The sequence below is a fragment of the Paenibacillus harenae genome (assembly GCF_030812415.1).
GTDB lineage: Bacteria > Bacillota > Bacilli > Paenibacillales > Paenibacillaceae > Pristimantibacillus > Pristimantibacillus harenae_A.
On sequence record NZ_JAUSST010000005.1, the window covers coordinates 129,979 to 144,789 of the forward strand.

Consider the following 14,811-nt stretch of genomic DNA (forward strand, 5'->3'; position numbering starts at 1 on the left):
AATTTGCTTAGACCGTGGGGCACCCGATAGGTGCCCCTGTTGCGCATTTGCGACGGCTGATTTAGAGCTTAAGAATTACGTTACCTTTTTTTCGTTCGGTCTCTACATATTTTTGGGCATCCGGAAGGAGCTCCAGAGGGTATCGGCGATCAATAACTGCGTTCAGCGTTTCATTTCTTGCGAGTTCCATGAGAAACGCCAAATTCGCTTTATTTTGCATAAGACCTGCCGTTGCAAAAACAGCCCGTTTGCCTTTAAACAGGGACGTCCACATCATCTGTAAAACGACAGACAGCTTGGGTGCGGTAGTCAAATAAATTCCTTTGGCCGTAAGTACACGCTTGCATGCCGAGAAGGAGCTTTTGCCCACAGCGTCAAAAACGACATCATAGGCTTTGTCCGCCTTCGTGAAATCCTCCCGGGTATAATCGATAATAAAATTAGCCCCTGCATTTCTTACCATACCTTCGTTGACGGCAGAGCAAACGCCGGTTACCTCAGCATCATAGTATTTGGCCAATTGCACGGCGTAGATGCCGACAGCCCCCGAAGCACCATTAATCAGCACTTTCTGTCCTTTTCGCAGCTTTGCCTTATCTCTTAGAAAGGTCAATGCGGTGGCGCCCCCGTCACAGACGCCGACCGCTTCATCAAATGCGATGCTGTCAGGTATAACCGCAAGAGGGCTCTCTTCGGAAAGACACTTATATTCGGCGTAAGCACCGAAGTTTTTGGTGCTCATCCCCAAAACGCGATCGCCCGCTTTAAAATGCTTTACTTCTTTGCCAACCGCTTCGATCTCTCCGGCTAATTCGATTCCTCCAATTGCAAATTTCGGTTTGGACAGCCCGTATATCAATTTAATCATAAGCGGATCGCCCTTGCGGAAAGCGCAGTCCGACGGCCCTACTTTGGCAGCTCGAATACGTATGAGAATTTCCTTGTTTCCTGGCGACGGTTTCGCGATTTCTTGCGGGACAATCACTTCCGGTGGACCATACGATTTTTGGACCATGGCTTTCATGGCTTTCCCCCTGAGGTTAAGTAATGATTACATTGTAACCAGGGGGATGTTTATATGCATTGACTTAAGTCAAGAACCGAGCCGGGAGATTCATTAAGGGCAGGCTGCACGCGCAATCGGTTGAGGAATGGCTTGTTGGATTCTTCTAGAATCGTTTCCGTTTTAATTAACTTGTCAACTCCACGCTAGCCTTCCATAACTGTTTCCTATTCCCCTTGTTATACGAGAGTACGGAGGATTTTATTTCTTTGTTGCCCTCAAAATATTTCCCCGTTGTTTGATTATGCCTGCTATCAGTTACGAGAGCAGCCAAAGCTTTCCCGGACTGACGCACCGTATTCACATTCGGGTAAAATAACGTTAAAACAGGCAGAATATATTTCCAAACAAATCTCATAAACGGTGTATAGCTTTGAGCAAGCCCCGTGCCTGGCATCATTCCCGGATCGAAAGCATTAACGGTAATATTCTTTTCGGTTTGTTGCTTTATTCGATCAGCCAACTCGTAGGTGAAATATAAATTACATAACTTCGAAGTGGTGTAGCGGCGTCTGCCGATTAATGATATAGCTTCGTTTGAGCTCGATTGGTCAGGATAGGCCAATAGGCGGGGGTCGGCAAAAACGGGTGCAGGCATTCCCGTCCTTTTCAATGGATCATGGGTTCCGCTGCTGACTAACACGATTCTGCCCGAATGCGTCATTTGTTCAAGCAGCAGGTTCGCCAATAGAAAGTGTCCAAGATGATTTACGCCAAAGGTAGCTTCAAACCCGTCTTTTGTATAATGCGTTTTATCGATAAACTGTACGCCTGCGTTGCAAACAAGTGCATATAAGGGCGGATAATCCATTTTTGAAAAGTTGCTTGCAAAATTTCTTATGGATGCCAAAGATGACAGATCGAGCTCCAAGGTGGTTATGTTTGTATTATTGGTTTCTTGAATTAATGAGTCTGCTGCTTTCTTGGCTTTAGCCCCGTTGCGGCAAGCGATCACCACAAAATAATTTTTGTCATCCATAGCTATTTTCTTAGCGCATTCATATCCTAATCCCGAGTTTCCGCCTGTAATGATAACCGTTTGTTTCCGTTGACTCATTCCCTATACACTCTCCTTTAGTTTGACTGCCATTACTTGAATCAACACAGCCCCAATGTTGACACTGTCAACATGGGGCGATTATATACCCATCAAGTTGACGGTGTCAACATATTGATGTAAAATTTAGGGCGTGGTTATTTAAATCCATATCATACGAGGATATTATGAACGATACAAAACAAAAGCTGATTCAAATCACCAGACAAATGATTGATGATCAAGGCATTGACGCCATTAGCATGCGAGAACTTGGAAAAGAAATGAACTTGTCCCGAAGCGCCATGTATAGACATTTCAAAAACAAGGAGGATTTACTTGCGGCTATTGTGGCTGAAAATTTTGAAATGCTGACTGGCAATATTAGCAAAATAATCGAAAGCGTAAACGATCCGCGAAAACTTTTATATGCCATTTTGTATACTTATTTCGATTATGGGGTCAAAAACCAGGAGCATTACCGTTTGATGTTCCGAAAGCATTGGGATAAGGAGCTATACCCTGACTTACACTATTCTGCTTTTGGGATATTTAAGCTTGTGGAAAGGTGTTTGGAAAAGGCGGGTAATATTCGGAAATCCCCAACGCAATCAACCGCAATTATGTATGCATTTATTCATGGCCTGGTTGAATTGCACTCCGCCCAGCATTCCGAATCTGAAAAAGGATTGGATAACCCGATCCATCTCATCGATTCTTTTCTGGACCTGATTTTTATTTAGGGGCGGTGAACCATAAGTGACGGTAAGTTTTGTGGGCTGAAGGAGTGTGAAACATTTGCATGGTATCGATTTTCTGAATTCGCGGGTACTGGATGTTTTTCCTTGTTTGAGAGTAGTTACTCCCGAGGAATGGGTCGAAGCACGGCCTACAATCCGGAAGTTCCCTGCTAAATTCTGCATTTTTCAGCGAGAGGAGGGGGCAGACCACGGCATGTTTCTGCTAAGCGGCACCGCTCGCATCAGCCGCATCGCGGAGGATGGCGGCGAATCTATCATAAGCACGCTCACGGCAGGCGAGGTGTGTGCCCTTCTCGTATTAAGCGGTCTCAGCGGCCGCGATTACCCTGGGACTATAACGGCGGAGTCGGAAGTCGAGGCACTGTTTGTCGCAAAACAAAGTTTCCTCGGCTGGCTGCAGACGCACGCGGAAATTCGGGGTGCCGTGTTCGGTGGTTTGCTGGATGGCTTGCTTCGCATAAGCGAGCAGATTGACGGGCGTCGGTCGGAATCTTTGGATGCTCGGCTGGCAAAAGCATTGTTGCGAACTTCTTCGGAACGAAAGCCGTTGCTGAACATGACACATCATGAGTTAGCCGTAGAGATCGGTTCCTCTCGTGAAGTCGTAAGCCGCGCGGTGCGGCGCTACCGGCAACAGGGGTGGATCGAGTCGGGACGGGGTTGGATTCGAATTGTTCGCCGCGTGGAATTGGAATCACTGTTAGGTGACTAAGTCACGGAGGCCGCACACACCTCTTGGTAATATGGAGATGCAACTCATTTACCTAAAATTCAGGAGGTACTTTCTATGGTTCACTTACTTCAACCGGGTATGATCGCCCCAACATTCGCTACTACTGACATTCATGGCTCCCCCGTAGCATTGGAAAGCTATCGAGGTCGTAAAGTGCTGCTCTCCTTTTTCCGTTTCTCTGCATGCGCTTTGTGTAATTTGCGAGTGCACCGGTTTATCGGCCGAAACCCGCAGTGGCAGGATCAAGGCATGGACGTCATCGCAGTGTTCGAATCACCCATAGCCAACATGAGAACTTTCGTAGGGGCTCAAAACGCTCCGTTCCCGCTGGTTGCCGATCCAACGGCTGTCCTATATGATTTGTACGGTATCGAGACTTCCGAAGAGAAAGTGCAGGCAACGTTGGCCGACGCCCGGACAAATGAGTTTATCGCTGAGGCTGCAAGCGCCGGTTTCGAGCTTACCCCCGAGAAGGACTGCAACTTCCATCGAATCCCGGCTGAATTTTTAATCGACGGGAATGGAATTTTGCATACCGTCCATTACAGTCAACTTCTCACCGACCATCTGCAGTTTGCGGCGATAGACGCTTTTGCAGCCGGTTAATGCGAGGATCTATGAATAGGGCAAAGAGCGAAATGACCCATCGTCAAATGAGTCATTTCGCTCTTCTTTGTTATCTAGAGAATTTTCTTACAACCCTTCAATTAACGCCTTGACCTTGCTGTCGCTCTCCAGAGCGCGGATAACGAGCGTCACCGCTTCAGCGCGAGTAGTCGTGCTATTAGGCGCGAATGAAGAGGCGGACATCCCTTGCACGAGATTGGCCGAGGACGCCAGCCCAATCTCGTTCGCAGCCCAGTGGCTGCTGCTCACGTCCATAAAGCTTGCCGGTTCGACGATCGCCAACGCGTCGAGATTCAGTACGCGGGCAATGATCGCTACCATCTCGGCACGGGAGATCGATTCAGTCGGTTTAAAGCTGCCATCCGCATAACCGGCTACGACTCCCTTATCCGCCAAAGCGCCGATGTAACCAACTGCCCAATTTGAGTCCGTATCGTTGAAGACGGCTGAGGCGGGTTTTGGCGTCAGCGCAATCGCGCGGGCAATCATGGTGGCGAACTCCGCCCTTGTGACAGACGCGTTCGGACGGAACGTATGATCCTCATAGCCGGTTACGATACCCATCTTGACTGCTTTCGCAATGAAGCTGCTGCCCCAATGATTGCTGGTATCGCTGAACGATTTGTTCCCGTTATTCGTTGCGGCGATAGCGTCGCTCACCGCTTTCAGCACCGATTCCCGGCTAACGACGTTCGATCGGAACGGATTCACATTAGCAGCCGGTTCCTGCGAACCTTCGGTTTCATTATCATTTGTATCGTTAGAGGAACCTGAGCCAGTGTCGGTGTCCGAACCTGATCCGGAATCAGAGCCAGAACCAGAGTCCGAACCGGAGTTTGTCGAGGCAGAAACGTTCAGCACAATTCGGTCAGAGTTGTAAACAACCTTAGCCTTGTACGAGCCTGGCAACCCGTTGATCTCAACATCGGTGAATTGTCCTGTCCGCTGATTCGCGTCATGACTGATCAGGGTAATGGTTCCTTTGCTTGGCACATAATTATCCGTGAAGTTCACATGTAATTTTCCGCTCACATTGACCGCACCGTTGCTCTCGATTCCATCATTGACGCTGGCCATATTCAGTACCAGAATACCGCCGGCAGCTTGGGTGAGGTTTCCGCCAATGGTCATCTTGCCCGTTACATTCTCTGTAAGCGTACCGCCGTTAATGAGCACATCGCCGCTGCCGAAGGCCGTGGCCGAACCACCCTCAAGCGTACCGGCGTTAAGTTCGGTGCCACCGGAATACGTATTGCCGCCCAGAAGCTTTAAGGTGCCGGTTCCTTCCTTCGTCAGCTTGCCCGTGCCGGCGATATCGTTCCGCCAGCTATCCGCCGCATGGAAGCCGCCCCCGTAAGTATTCATCGTCACGGTAACGTCGCTGTTGAAAGCGCCGTATCCGTCTGCGGCGGCAAACAGATTCAGACGTCCCCATCCTTCCGGGTCATCGAGCACCGGATAGCCGGACGGCAGGCCGGTTGTCGCCAGAACCCCGCGACGCTGCTCGCCGCTCAAGTAAGGCAGACGAGTCTCCAGCAGCACCTCGGCGCCCTTCGGAACGACCATGGCTTCCGTCGTGGAAGCAATCGGCGCAAAGCCGTAGGTCAGACGCTCCGTATATTGCTCTTTATTCTTGTCATAATCGCTGAAGCGATCTTCCGCGGTGCCGGTTTCTTTTAACAGGATGTCATGAGCTTGGTCGTATGCGTCCTGCTTAAGCTCCGCATTATCCGGGTCAGCCAGAGTAGCGGCTGCCAGCGCCGTAGCCATGACGCGTCCGCCTATGACATCAAGCGGCGAGTGCATGCCGGCAACGATCCGGCTGTTGCCCATCTCGGAAGCGCGGGTCAGCATCTCCTGGAACCGTTCAGGCACCGTATAGGCAAGCGCCAGTGAAGCGAGATATGAGGCATTTGTATGACCGCTCGGGAAGCCGCCATCCGTTTCCGGGGTGGCGGTATTTCTCACAGGAACTAACGTAGGCACAATGACAGAAGTATCTAGCCAACGCCATGGACGCATATAATTGTAGAAGTTTTTAGCCTGCGTAGTCGAAGCATAGTTGCCGCGGAACGCGCCGATCAAGTCGACCATTTTGCCGAGCTCGGAGTCCGAATTTCCGCCTTTATTGGTTCCGTTCCCGTCACTGTACTTGACCGTCGTGGCATCGTCCGGGATGCTCGTAATGGTGGTGAACGTTCCTGTTTTCTCGCGGTACACGTCCGAGAGCGTTCCAAGACCTTCAACGGCTCCGTAGGTTTGGTTGCGCCGGTCGTCGTAATAAGCCGCGATCTCCTCTTCCTCTGTACGGGTTTCGGCAAGATCCGCCACATACTGGATATTGTAGTCCAGCACTTCGCTGTTCAGCTTGGTGCCGTTATCCCACGAAGATCCTGGCGTCCAGAGATCCAGGAACCCGGACAGCATTCCGATCGTCGGGTTGGACTCGACCGTCTTATTAGCGGGGGAGTTGTTCTTGTAGCTGTCGACGAAGTGCCCCCATGCCGGAGCCTGGGGCAGCTCTACCGAAGAGTCGGCTGGCGCCGCCATGGCGGTATTGGCCGCAACGGGATTCAACAGCAGCAACGCGACCATCGTAGACGATAACAGCTTGTTTTTGGATTTGGCTTTCAAATCGAATCTACTCCTATCGTTTGTTATATTGAACCGAATCCTGCAAGGAGTGAGCGGCTTGCCGTTCCATACGGGATCGGAATCGGTCTCAATGTAGCATCGGGGCACGCCATGAATCAATATAACAATTTCCCTTTTGTATCACTTTAGGAGGAATAGGGCTACTATTTTACACTCGCCAAATAAAATGCGGATGCCGTTTTACATTCGTATAATAAAAATACTGGATAATTGAGTGGGAAGAGTGGGGAAACTTTCGGAAGGATGGGGGGAACGTCATGAAAAAATGGAATTCCGTATTTATTAACCTGGCCATTTCCTATATATCCGTTGTGCTCGTCGTCGTGCTCCTGCTTTGCTCGATCTTCTATATTTATTTTTCGAGAAATTATAAAGAAGATTTGCGCAACGGCAACCGGTTGATTCTGGAGAACACGGCCCAGACGATTGAAACGGCAGTGCTCCAGAGGGCCCAGCAGATTTATTTGGATATATCCCTCAATAAAAACGTAAATGTACGGCTGTTTGCCGACTCTTCCTTTCAGAACAATCATAGCAAGGTAATCGATTTGCAGGAGTTGCTTAAATCGGAAGTCATCGGCAACTCGGATGTCGTGCAGGCGGTACATCTGTATTACCCCGGACAAAATGTCTTGCTGTCGTCGCTCTACGGGCTGAAATTCAATGCCGATCAAGATAGCCGCATGGCCCACTTGGCGGACTGGACCTACGGGATGCGAGGCAATAAGCAGAGCAGTCTCTGGACGGCGACCCGATTGGTTCCGCAAGATACGTACTCCAACCTGCTCGACGGCGGAAGCAATGCCTTGCTGACTTACGCGCATAGCTATGGCTTTCAAGCGTCAGGCGAGAACAGCGACGTCTTCATTGCAATCGACGTGAAGGAAAGTGCGATAAGCGAGATAATTCGCAATATGATGCCTTCGCAATATGAAGATACGTTTATTCTGAATCGTTCCGGCAACCTCATATCTGCTGTAGATAAAGGAAAGCTGGGTTTTCGGAGCGATTATGACGCCGGCATGATCAGGGAGGAGGCCGGGAGCACTAGCGGTACGATTGAGAAGACCTCCCATGTCGTTTCCTATCAGACCCTTCCATCGACCGGGTGGAAAATCTATAGCGTCGTGCCTTCCGGCTCTTTCTATGAAAAATCGATTTTCATACAGAAGCTCATCCTAGGCATCTGTTTGTTAGCCATTCTGATAGGCATCGTGTTGTCCGGAATTCTGGCAAGGGCGAATTACAGCCCGATCAAGCGGTTGACGGCCAAAATAAGAGGCTTATCGGACCATGCGCCCGACCATGTCACTAATGAATACAGGCTTATCGACACGGCCTTCGTCAAGCTCAACGATAAAGTCAACAGCCTGGAAGAGACGCTGGAAGCCAATAGGTCGGTTATTAAACATAATGTCGTCCTAAACCTGCTCAGCAATGGCTATACGCGCGAAGAATGGATAGAAGAACGTCCATTTCTAGGCATCGGCGAATACAATCGCTATTGCTGCTTGATTCTGGATTCGAGTGAGGCTCTTGCGGGGATAAGCTCCAGGAATATGCAATATGCGGTGTACGGGATCATCAACCAATTGGAAGATACGTCCCTGCCGGATTGCCGAATCATTGCCGAAGCGCTTCCGGACAAGAAGGTTGTCGTAATTGTTTGCGGCAATCAAGAGAGCGACGATCCTTTGGAACGAATATCGCAATTCGTAATATCGGAGAGCCGTGAACAATTCCGCTTGGATGTTCAAATCTCATGGGGTTGTTGGGTGGAGGAGATGACCGACGTTCATAGGAGCTATAAAGAGGCCCAAACCTTTATGAAATACGCTTATTTCCTGCCGGAGATCTCCATTCTGAACGACCGCAAGCTGCTGGATCGGGAGAACAGCCCGGATGAAATTCCGCAAGCCATTCTGGAAAGGTTCAAAGATAAATTGCACGCACGGCAGCCGCGGGAGTTTGCAACGGCTGTAGAGCAACTGGTCGCCGCTACGCGGGAAGGCATGTATTCGGCTGATCATTGCCGCTTTATTCTAGTCAATACCGTGTTCGTCTATTCCGAATATTTGAAGAGTGTCCGATATAAGCACCCTGAGCAGGAGAGTCTGGATCTCTATAACCAGTACGCCTTGCTGCACGATATCCGTTCTTTTCAAAATTGGCTGGTGGACTCGGCAACCACCTTCATCGTTCATATGGAGAAACGGAATAGCGATCGAGCGGTCTCCAGTATTGAAGCGGCCAAGCAATACATCCATGGCCATCTCTCGGAGGATCTGTCCCTGGAGGCGGTTTCCACGAAGGTGTTTCTCAGTCCCAAATATTTAAGCAAGCTATTTAAGGAAGAGATAGGCGTCACCTATACCGACTACGTCACCAGCCATCGGATGGAGAGGGCCAAGGCCTTACTCGAGAAAAACAACATGACGATCGAGCAAATTGCGAATACGGTCGGCTACGCAACGGCGGCTTATTTTATCAAGAAGTTCAAAGAAATGCATGGGTGCACGCCGGGGAATTACTTGCGCAACATTACTGAGCAAGCGTAGTCGCTTTGGCTAAGGCGGGACCAAGGGCCCGATGCTAAGAGGGGAAGGTTGTCGTATGGAAAAGAGGGAGTTACGGCGCAGATGCTTCGATAGAGGTTTTCTCATGGTTCCATTATTGCTAGTCATAGTCAGCGGCTGTACGTGGGAGTGGATGCCTCCCTCCGATAATGAACCTTTACGGGCCCCGGGAGCTTCCGGCGGCTCGAGGTACGATATCTCGTGGACGATGCATCAGAACCTTCCCGTATCCGAAGACGCGGAGATGGTTCGGTACGTGGAACAGATGTTCAATGTCGATCTGGACTTTTGGAATTTGGAGAACAATAAATATGAAGCGCTCCTGGACTTGAAGCTGGCTCAGGGTTCGATTCCCGATTTGTTCAGAATCAGGCAGCCTCAGGATATTCTTAAATATCAACAGCAAGGCGTGCTGGCCGAAATTTCGGAGGAAATGCTTGCTAAGCACGCTCCGAACATTATGAAGGCAATCCGGGAAAACGCGCCAGACTATCAGGGTTACGGTAAAATAGATGGAAAATATTATGGAATTCCAGTCATCAATCCCACAAACATTTATCGGATTCCCGTCGTCTATCGCAAAGATTGGCTGGATAAGCTCGGCCTGCCGGTGCCTCGGACGCTGCCCGATTTCGAGAAGGTCGTCTATGCATTCACGAATGAGGATCCGGACGGCAACGGCATAAAGGATACGCACGGTCTGTCCAGTGAAGGGATGAACGTCGTCTTCGGCGCCTTCGGGCAGATCGTCTTCGCCGACCAGCTCTATTTCGGAGCAAAAGACCAAAGGCTGGTCATAGGCGCCTTGCAGTCGGAGATGAAGGAAGCGCTCCAATATCTTAGCAAGTGGTACCGGGACGGCGTCATCGATCCGGAGTTTATTACGGGGGAGAACAAGGGAGGGTACAAGCATCTCTCCCATTCCTTTATCAATGGAACGATCGGCATGACCTCCATGGGCAATTACTATCATTGGATTCAAGACGGCGATTATCTAACATGGAATTCGAATGGCAATGAGACCCCCGTTGAAGCGACGTTTAACGTGAAGGAATTAACCGCTATAAATCCGCAAGCCCGAATTGTGTTTGGGCAGCCCTTTAGCGGACCGGATGGCAAGCGCGGCTCCAAGGGCTATGACATGCTCATGAGCTTCGCGGCGATTGGAGCAGACGCCGCCAAAGAGCCGGGCAAGATGGAGACGATCCTTCAAATCCTTGACTATGTCAGCGCTAATCCCGATCCGGATGAAGCTGCTACGTTGAAGTATGGGATCCAGGGAACGCATTGGCAGTGGGCCAGCGACTCCAAGGAAGATGTTATTCTGCTTCCTCCTTACGACAAGGCGTTCAGCTATCAGAACACGATCGGCACTGGGCTCGGCATGACCGTGCCCCTTATGCCTACGGAACGAAGAGAGAAATGGGCTGCAACCTTGGGCCTCGATCAGGACGGAATCTACAATACGCTTACGGTAGCCACTCCCTCCCTAATCAAATACGGGCCTGAACTAATAAAGCTGAAAAACAAAGCCTATATCTCTATCCTTACAGACGACGAACCATTGGAGTACTTTGAAACATTCGTCAAGGAGTTTATGACGGCCGGCGGAGCTCAGGTGCTGCAGGAAGCCAATGACTGGTATAGCCAGCATGCCGCGAAATAGGTAAAGGCCAAGCCACCGATGTCCACAGCCGTCATCCGATCCTGGCCCCAATCTGCAAAGGGCGCCCAACCGGGTTTCTTTCGATTTCGCTCTATAGATGATACGGTGAGCCTTCCCGCAAGCAGTGGGAAATTTTCGGTTGGACACATTATTGGTAGTCTCTAAGGCCTTGCCGGCCTTCGGGACTACCTTATTTTTTTGCCCCCACTACCGACTGCGGCAAATAAAGCAATGATAGGGCTAATATTTTGTCGGCTAGCCGACTGTTTTTGTTTTAATCCATGATCTATAATCGTAAATACCGATAAGTAAACTTTGAATTAACCAAACGGCCAGAGAGGGGCGCGACGGCGATGGGCCCAGAGGGTATTTCCTCCTATTCGGAAGGAACCGCAACAAATAACGGCGAAGCCGAGCAACTCGCCCTGGCGAAGCTCTTCGAGGAATTCGGCACTTCTCGCGACATGAAGAAGAACTCCTTTATTTTCAGGGGCGAGGAAGAGAGTCAGGAGATCTATTTCGTCCGGGACGGACTGGTGAAGATCTCGCAATTTGCGCAAGAGGGCCAGAGCATTACCTTGTTCCTGCGCCACAAGGGCGAGGTATTCGGCGCAGCCGAGGTACTGACGGGGCAGAAGAGACAACGCTATGCGCGATGCATCACGGACAGCCGTATCCTCTCGATTCCGGCTTACCAATTTACCGGATTGCTGAAGAGACATCCGGATGCCCTATATGCGCTGACGGTGACCAACGCCCGCCGTCTGCTGCAGACACAGCGGTACGTGGAGACGCTCATTTCGCGACCGGTTGCCTGGAGGCTGGCTCAGCTATTAATGCAACTCGGAGTTCGTACGGGGAAGGAGACGGTCGTCACGCTTCCGCTCAGCCATGAGGAGATCTCCTATGTCATCGGCTGCAGCAGGCAGACGGTTACGGAGACGTTGGGCCGGTGGCGGGACGATGGCATCATTCGCTATGAGAAGAAGATGGTTGTCATTCTCGATACCGACGAGTTCCAGCAGCACTTGTAACGATACGGAAGGCCATGGGGAGGGGATGAAGCATGATCCGGATAGAAGGAGTCGGCAAGACGTTTGCGCAACGGGGCGGAGCGGGCTACACCGCGCTGGAAGATATCGCCTTCGAGATAGGCGAGGGAGAGTTCGTCTCTATCCTTGGCCCTTCCGGCTGTGGCAAGTCCACACTGCTTAATTTAGTGGCGGGGCTGGAGCGGGCGGATCACGGCCGGGTCGAAGCGAACGACAAGGAAGTCACGGCCCCGGGGCCCGACCGGATCGTCGTGTTCCAGGACCATGCGCTGTATCCTTGGCTCACCGTGCTGGAGAACGTCGCTTTCGGTCTCAAGCAAAAGGGAATCAAAAAAAAGGAGCGCCGCGAACAGGCCATGGAGCAGATCCGGGCAGTCCATCTGGGCAAGTTCGCTGACCGCTATCCCCATGAGCTGTCGGGCGGGATGAAGCAGCGGGTGGCGATCGCGCGGGCGCTCGTCATGGATCCGGAGATTCTGCTCATGGATGAGCCGTTCGCTGCACTGGACGAACAGACGAGGCTGCTGCTGCACAAGGAATTGGAGCAGATTTGGCTAAACACGCGGAAGACCATTTTGTTCATTACGCATAACATCCGGGAGGCGGTCACTCTGTCGGATAGGGTGCTCGTCATGTCCACTCGGCCGGGACGGATCAAGAAGGAATTCCGCGTATGGGCAGCCCGGCCGCGGGAGCCCGGCGATTCCGTTCTGCACCATATCGAGAGTCAGATCATGGATACGTTGGCCGCTGAACTGGAGAAGGTGGCGAAGGAGGAATACGGCAATGACTACACTCTGGAGAAAAGCCCTCTTTCTCATTCTGCTGCTAGTAATCTGGGAGACGGCATATAGGACGATGCACTGGGGCTGGCGTTTCCCATCGGCGCTGCAGACGCTGCAAACGTTCTACGACGGGATCGCGAATGGGCAACTGCTCGAAGCGACGTTTAGCAGCTTGAGGCGAATCTTCATCGCATTCGTCCTCTCGTGCGTTATCGGCATGACACTCGGCGTCCTGTTCGCCCGGAGCCGGTTGTTGGACGAGACGTTCGGCTTTGTCGTCGTCGCTTTGCAAACCGTGCCGAGCATCGCTTGGCTTCCTTTCGCTATCATCTGGTTCGGGCTGAACGACTTCGCCGTCGTGTTCATCACGACGATCGGGGCGACGTGGACGATGACGATTGCGAGCCGGAGCGGGATCAAGAACATTCCTCCGATCTATCTGAAGTCGGCGCAGATGTTCGGAACGGGCCGCGGGTTTCAGCTCTTCTACCAAGTGATGGTCCCCGCCGCCATCCCTCAGCTCATTACGGGCATGCGCATGGCCTGGGCGTTCGCCTGGCGGGCCCTCGTCTCCGGCGAGCTTATCGCGCGCGGCATTGGACTAGGGCAGCTGTTGGAGGAGGGGCGGAGCCTTGGCGACACATCCCTCATGCTATGCATCGTGCTTGTGATCGCGATTCTAGGCACGATCTCTGACCACCTCGTATTCAAGCGCATAGAGGACCGGATCTGGACCCAGTACGGTCTGAATGCTGCCAAAACGTAAGCTTAATTAGGAAAAAGGGAAGGAGAATAATCCATGATCAAAAATTCGGTTTATTCGAGTCTTGCGGTCGTCTTGATTCTGGCTCTGCTGTCCGGCTGCGGCTCCTCTAGTCCGGGGAGCAACGGGAGCTCCAGATCGGCCGACCCCATTACGGTGAAGATCGGGTTGCTCAAGAACGTGACCCATGCTCCGGCTTTCGTAGCGATCAAGAAGGGCTACCTGCAAGAGCGTCTTGGCGCTAATGTGAAGATCGAAGTTCAGGGCTTCAACAACGGCTCCGACTTATCGACCGCGATGGCGACAGGCCAGGTCGACATCGGCTACGTCGGGCCAAGCCCAGTCATCAACCAATACGTAAGGAGCAGGAACATCAAGATTCTTTCCGGAGCGAACAACGGCGGCGCCGTACTGGTGGCGAGGAAGGGCTCAGGCGTTACGAGCGTCAAGGACTTGGCGGGCAAGCTGGTTGCCATCCCGACTAAGGGGAGCACGAACGAGATCTCTCTCCGTCTGCTGCTTCAGGAGCAGGGCTTGAAGGTGACGTCGGACAAGAGCGGGGTGCAAATCATCGCAATGGCTCCGGCGGATACGCTGACGGCCATGAAGCAAGGTCAGGTTGACGCGGCGCTATTGCCGGAGCCGTGGGGTACGCAGATCGCGAACGAAGGCTTCGGCGATATTGCCGTCGAGTGGGATCAGATTCCGCCGAACAAGGGGAATTATCCGCTCACGATCATCGTGTCAAGCGACGACTTCCTGAAGGATCATCGGGATCTGGCTAAATCCATTCTTCTCGCCAACGAGGACGCAATCAAGTTCATTAAGGAAAGCCCGGACGACACGTATTCTCTCGTCGGCGACGAGTTGAAGGAACTGACGGGCAAGGGCTTGGACGCGGAATTGATCAAGGCCACGCTGTCGCATCTAACCCTGACAATGAACATCGACCAAGACGCCATGAAGACAATGGCCCAAGTAGCGGTCGATGCCGGCTACGTGAAGGGAGTTGGAGCAGACGGCTTGGATCTGGCAGGCCTGTACGATCTGTCGTTGCTGAAGGAGACGCAGGAAGGCAAATAAACCGAAGATGA

General features: G+C 51.7%; 12 protein-coding genes. 9 read left to right on the forward strand and 3 right to left on the reverse strand.

Annotation, left to right across the window (positions count from 1 at the left end; all coding sequences use genetic code 11):
• Positions 1 to 61 precede the first annotated feature (61 nt).
• Together J2T14_RS18735 and J2T14_RS18740 are read right to left on the reverse strand one after the other, a co-directional pair.
• Entirely contained in the window at positions 62 to 1,024 is a 963-nt protein-coding gene (locus tag J2T14_RS18735; RefSeq protein ID WP_307473148.1) for an NAD(P)-dependent alcohol dehydrogenase, read from the reverse strand.
• Positions 1,025 to 1,190: 166 nt separating this feature from the next.
• The gene (locus J2T14_RS18740; protein ID WP_307473150.1) at positions 1,191 to 2,120 is read right to left on the reverse strand and encodes an SDR family NAD(P)-dependent oxidoreductase; all 930 of its coding nucleotides are present in this window, start codon (positions 2,118 to 2,120) and stop codon (positions 1,191 to 1,193) included.
• Positions 2,121 to 2,287: 167 nt separating this feature from the next.
• Here J2T14_RS18740 and J2T14_RS18745 point away from each other — a divergent pair, with 167 nt between their 5' ends.
• The 3 genes from J2T14_RS18745 (at position 2,288) to J2T14_RS18755 (ending at position 4,199) form a co-directional block, all read left to right on the forward strand.
• Entirely contained in the window at positions 2,288 to 2,842 is a 555-nt protein-coding gene (locus tag J2T14_RS18745) for a TetR/AcrR family transcriptional regulator (RefSeq protein ID WP_307473152.1), read from the forward strand.
• Positions 2,843 to 2,948: 106 nt separating this feature from the next.
• Positions 2,949 to 3,572, forward strand: coding sequence for a Crp/Fnr family transcriptional regulator (locus tag J2T14_RS18750; RefSeq protein WP_307473155.1), 624 nt, complete (start codon positions 2,949 to 2,951; stop codon positions 3,570 to 3,572).
• A gap of 75 nt (positions 3,573 to 3,647) precedes the next feature.
• Positions 3,648 to 4,199 carry a redoxin domain-containing protein gene (locus J2T14_RS18755; RefSeq protein WP_307473156.1) on the forward strand — a complete coding sequence of 184 codons (552 nt, stop codon included), beginning with the start codon at positions 3,648 to 3,650 and terminating at the stop codon, positions 4,197 to 4,199.
• Between the two features lie 87 nt (positions 4,200 to 4,286).
• Here J2T14_RS18755 and J2T14_RS18760 read toward each other — a convergent pair whose 3' ends face one another.
• Complete coding sequence (locus tag J2T14_RS18760) at positions 4,287 to 6,815, reverse strand: S-layer homology domain-containing protein (protein ID WP_307473832.1); 2,529 nt, start codon at positions 6,813 to 6,815, stop codon at positions 4,287 to 4,289.
• Positions 6,816 to 7,132: 317 nt separating this feature from the next.
• Between J2T14_RS18760 and J2T14_RS18765 the strand changes: the two genes are divergently transcribed.
• The 6 genes from J2T14_RS18765 (at position 7,133) to J2T14_RS18790 (ending at position 14,800) form a co-directional block, all read left to right on the forward strand.
• Entirely contained in the window at positions 7,133 to 9,433 is a 2,301-nt protein-coding gene (locus tag J2T14_RS18765; protein WP_307473159.1) for an AraC family transcriptional regulator, read from the forward strand.
• Positions 9,434 to 9,536: 103 nt separating this feature from the next.
• A complete protein-coding gene (locus tag J2T14_RS18770) occupies positions 9,537 to 11,117 on the forward strand; it encodes an extracellular solute-binding protein (RefSeq protein WP_307473162.1) in 1,581 nt (526 codons plus the stop codon).
• A gap of 353 nt (positions 11,118 to 11,470) precedes the next feature.
• Complete coding sequence (locus J2T14_RS18775; protein WP_307473165.1) at positions 11,471 to 12,151, forward strand: Crp/Fnr family transcriptional regulator; 681 nt, start codon at positions 11,471 to 11,473, stop codon at positions 12,149 to 12,151.
• Positions 12,152 to 12,183: 32 nt separating this feature from the next.
• Positions 12,184 to 13,023, forward strand: a complete 840-nt coding sequence (locus tag J2T14_RS18780) for an ABC transporter ATP-binding protein (RefSeq protein WP_307473167.1) — start codon at positions 12,184 to 12,186, stop codon at positions 13,021 to 13,023.
• Positions 12,956 to 13,720 carry an ABC transporter permease gene (locus tag J2T14_RS18785; RefSeq protein ID WP_307473169.1) on the forward strand — a complete coding sequence of 255 codons (765 nt, stop codon included), beginning with the start codon at positions 12,956 to 12,958 and terminating at the stop codon, positions 13,718 to 13,720. Before J2T14_RS18780 ends, J2T14_RS18785 begins: the two co-directional genes overlap by 68 nt.
• A gap of 33 nt (positions 13,721 to 13,753) precedes the next feature.
• Complete coding sequence (locus J2T14_RS18790) at positions 13,754 to 14,800, forward strand: ABC transporter substrate-binding protein (protein ID WP_307473171.1); 1,047 nt, start codon at positions 13,754 to 13,756, stop codon at positions 14,798 to 14,800.
• Positions 14,801 to 14,811: the final 11 nt, after the last annotated feature.

Excerpts from the sequence above, each read along its gene's own strand:
- J2T14_RS18775 (WP_307473165.1), top strand. The coding sequence starts at position 11,471 with ATGGGCCCAGAGGGTATTTCCTCCTATTCGGAAGGAACCGCAACAAAT.
- J2T14_RS18790 (WP_307473171.1), top strand. The coding sequence starts at position 13,754 with ATGATCAAAAATTCGGTTTATTCGAGTCTTGCGGTCGTCTTGATTCTG.
- J2T14_RS18760 (WP_307473832.1), bottom strand. The coding sequence starts at position 6,815 with ATGGTCGCGTTGCTGCTGTTGAATCCCGTTGCGGCCAATACCGCCATG.
- J2T14_RS18755 (WP_307473156.1), top strand. The coding sequence starts at position 3,648 with ATGGTTCACTTACTTCAACCGGGTATGATCGCCCCAACATTCGCTACT.
- J2T14_RS18785 (WP_307473169.1), top strand. The coding sequence starts at position 12,956 with ATGACTACACTCTGGAGAAAAGCCCTCTTTCTCATTCTGCTGCTAGTA.
- J2T14_RS18740 (WP_307473150.1), bottom strand. The coding sequence starts at position 2,120 with ATGAGTCAACGGAAACAAACGGTTATCATTACAGGCGGAAACTCGGGA.
- J2T14_RS18770 (WP_307473162.1), top strand. The coding sequence starts at position 9,537 with ATGGTTCCATTATTGCTAGTCATAGTCAGCGGCTGTACGTGGGAGTGG.
- J2T14_RS18780 (WP_307473167.1), top strand. The coding sequence starts at position 12,184 with ATGATCCGGATAGAAGGAGTCGGCAAGACGTTTGCGCAACGGGGCGGA.
- J2T14_RS18735 (WP_307473148.1), bottom strand. The coding sequence starts at position 1,024 with ATGAAAGCCATGGTCCAAAAATCGTATGGTCCACCGGAAGTGATTGTC.
- J2T14_RS18765 (WP_307473159.1), top strand. The coding sequence starts at position 7,133 with ATGAAAAAATGGAATTCCGTATTTATTAACCTGGCCATTTCCTATATA.
- J2T14_RS18745 (WP_307473152.1), top strand. The coding sequence starts at position 2,288 with ATGAACGATACAAAACAAAAGCTGATTCAAATCACCAGACAAATGATT.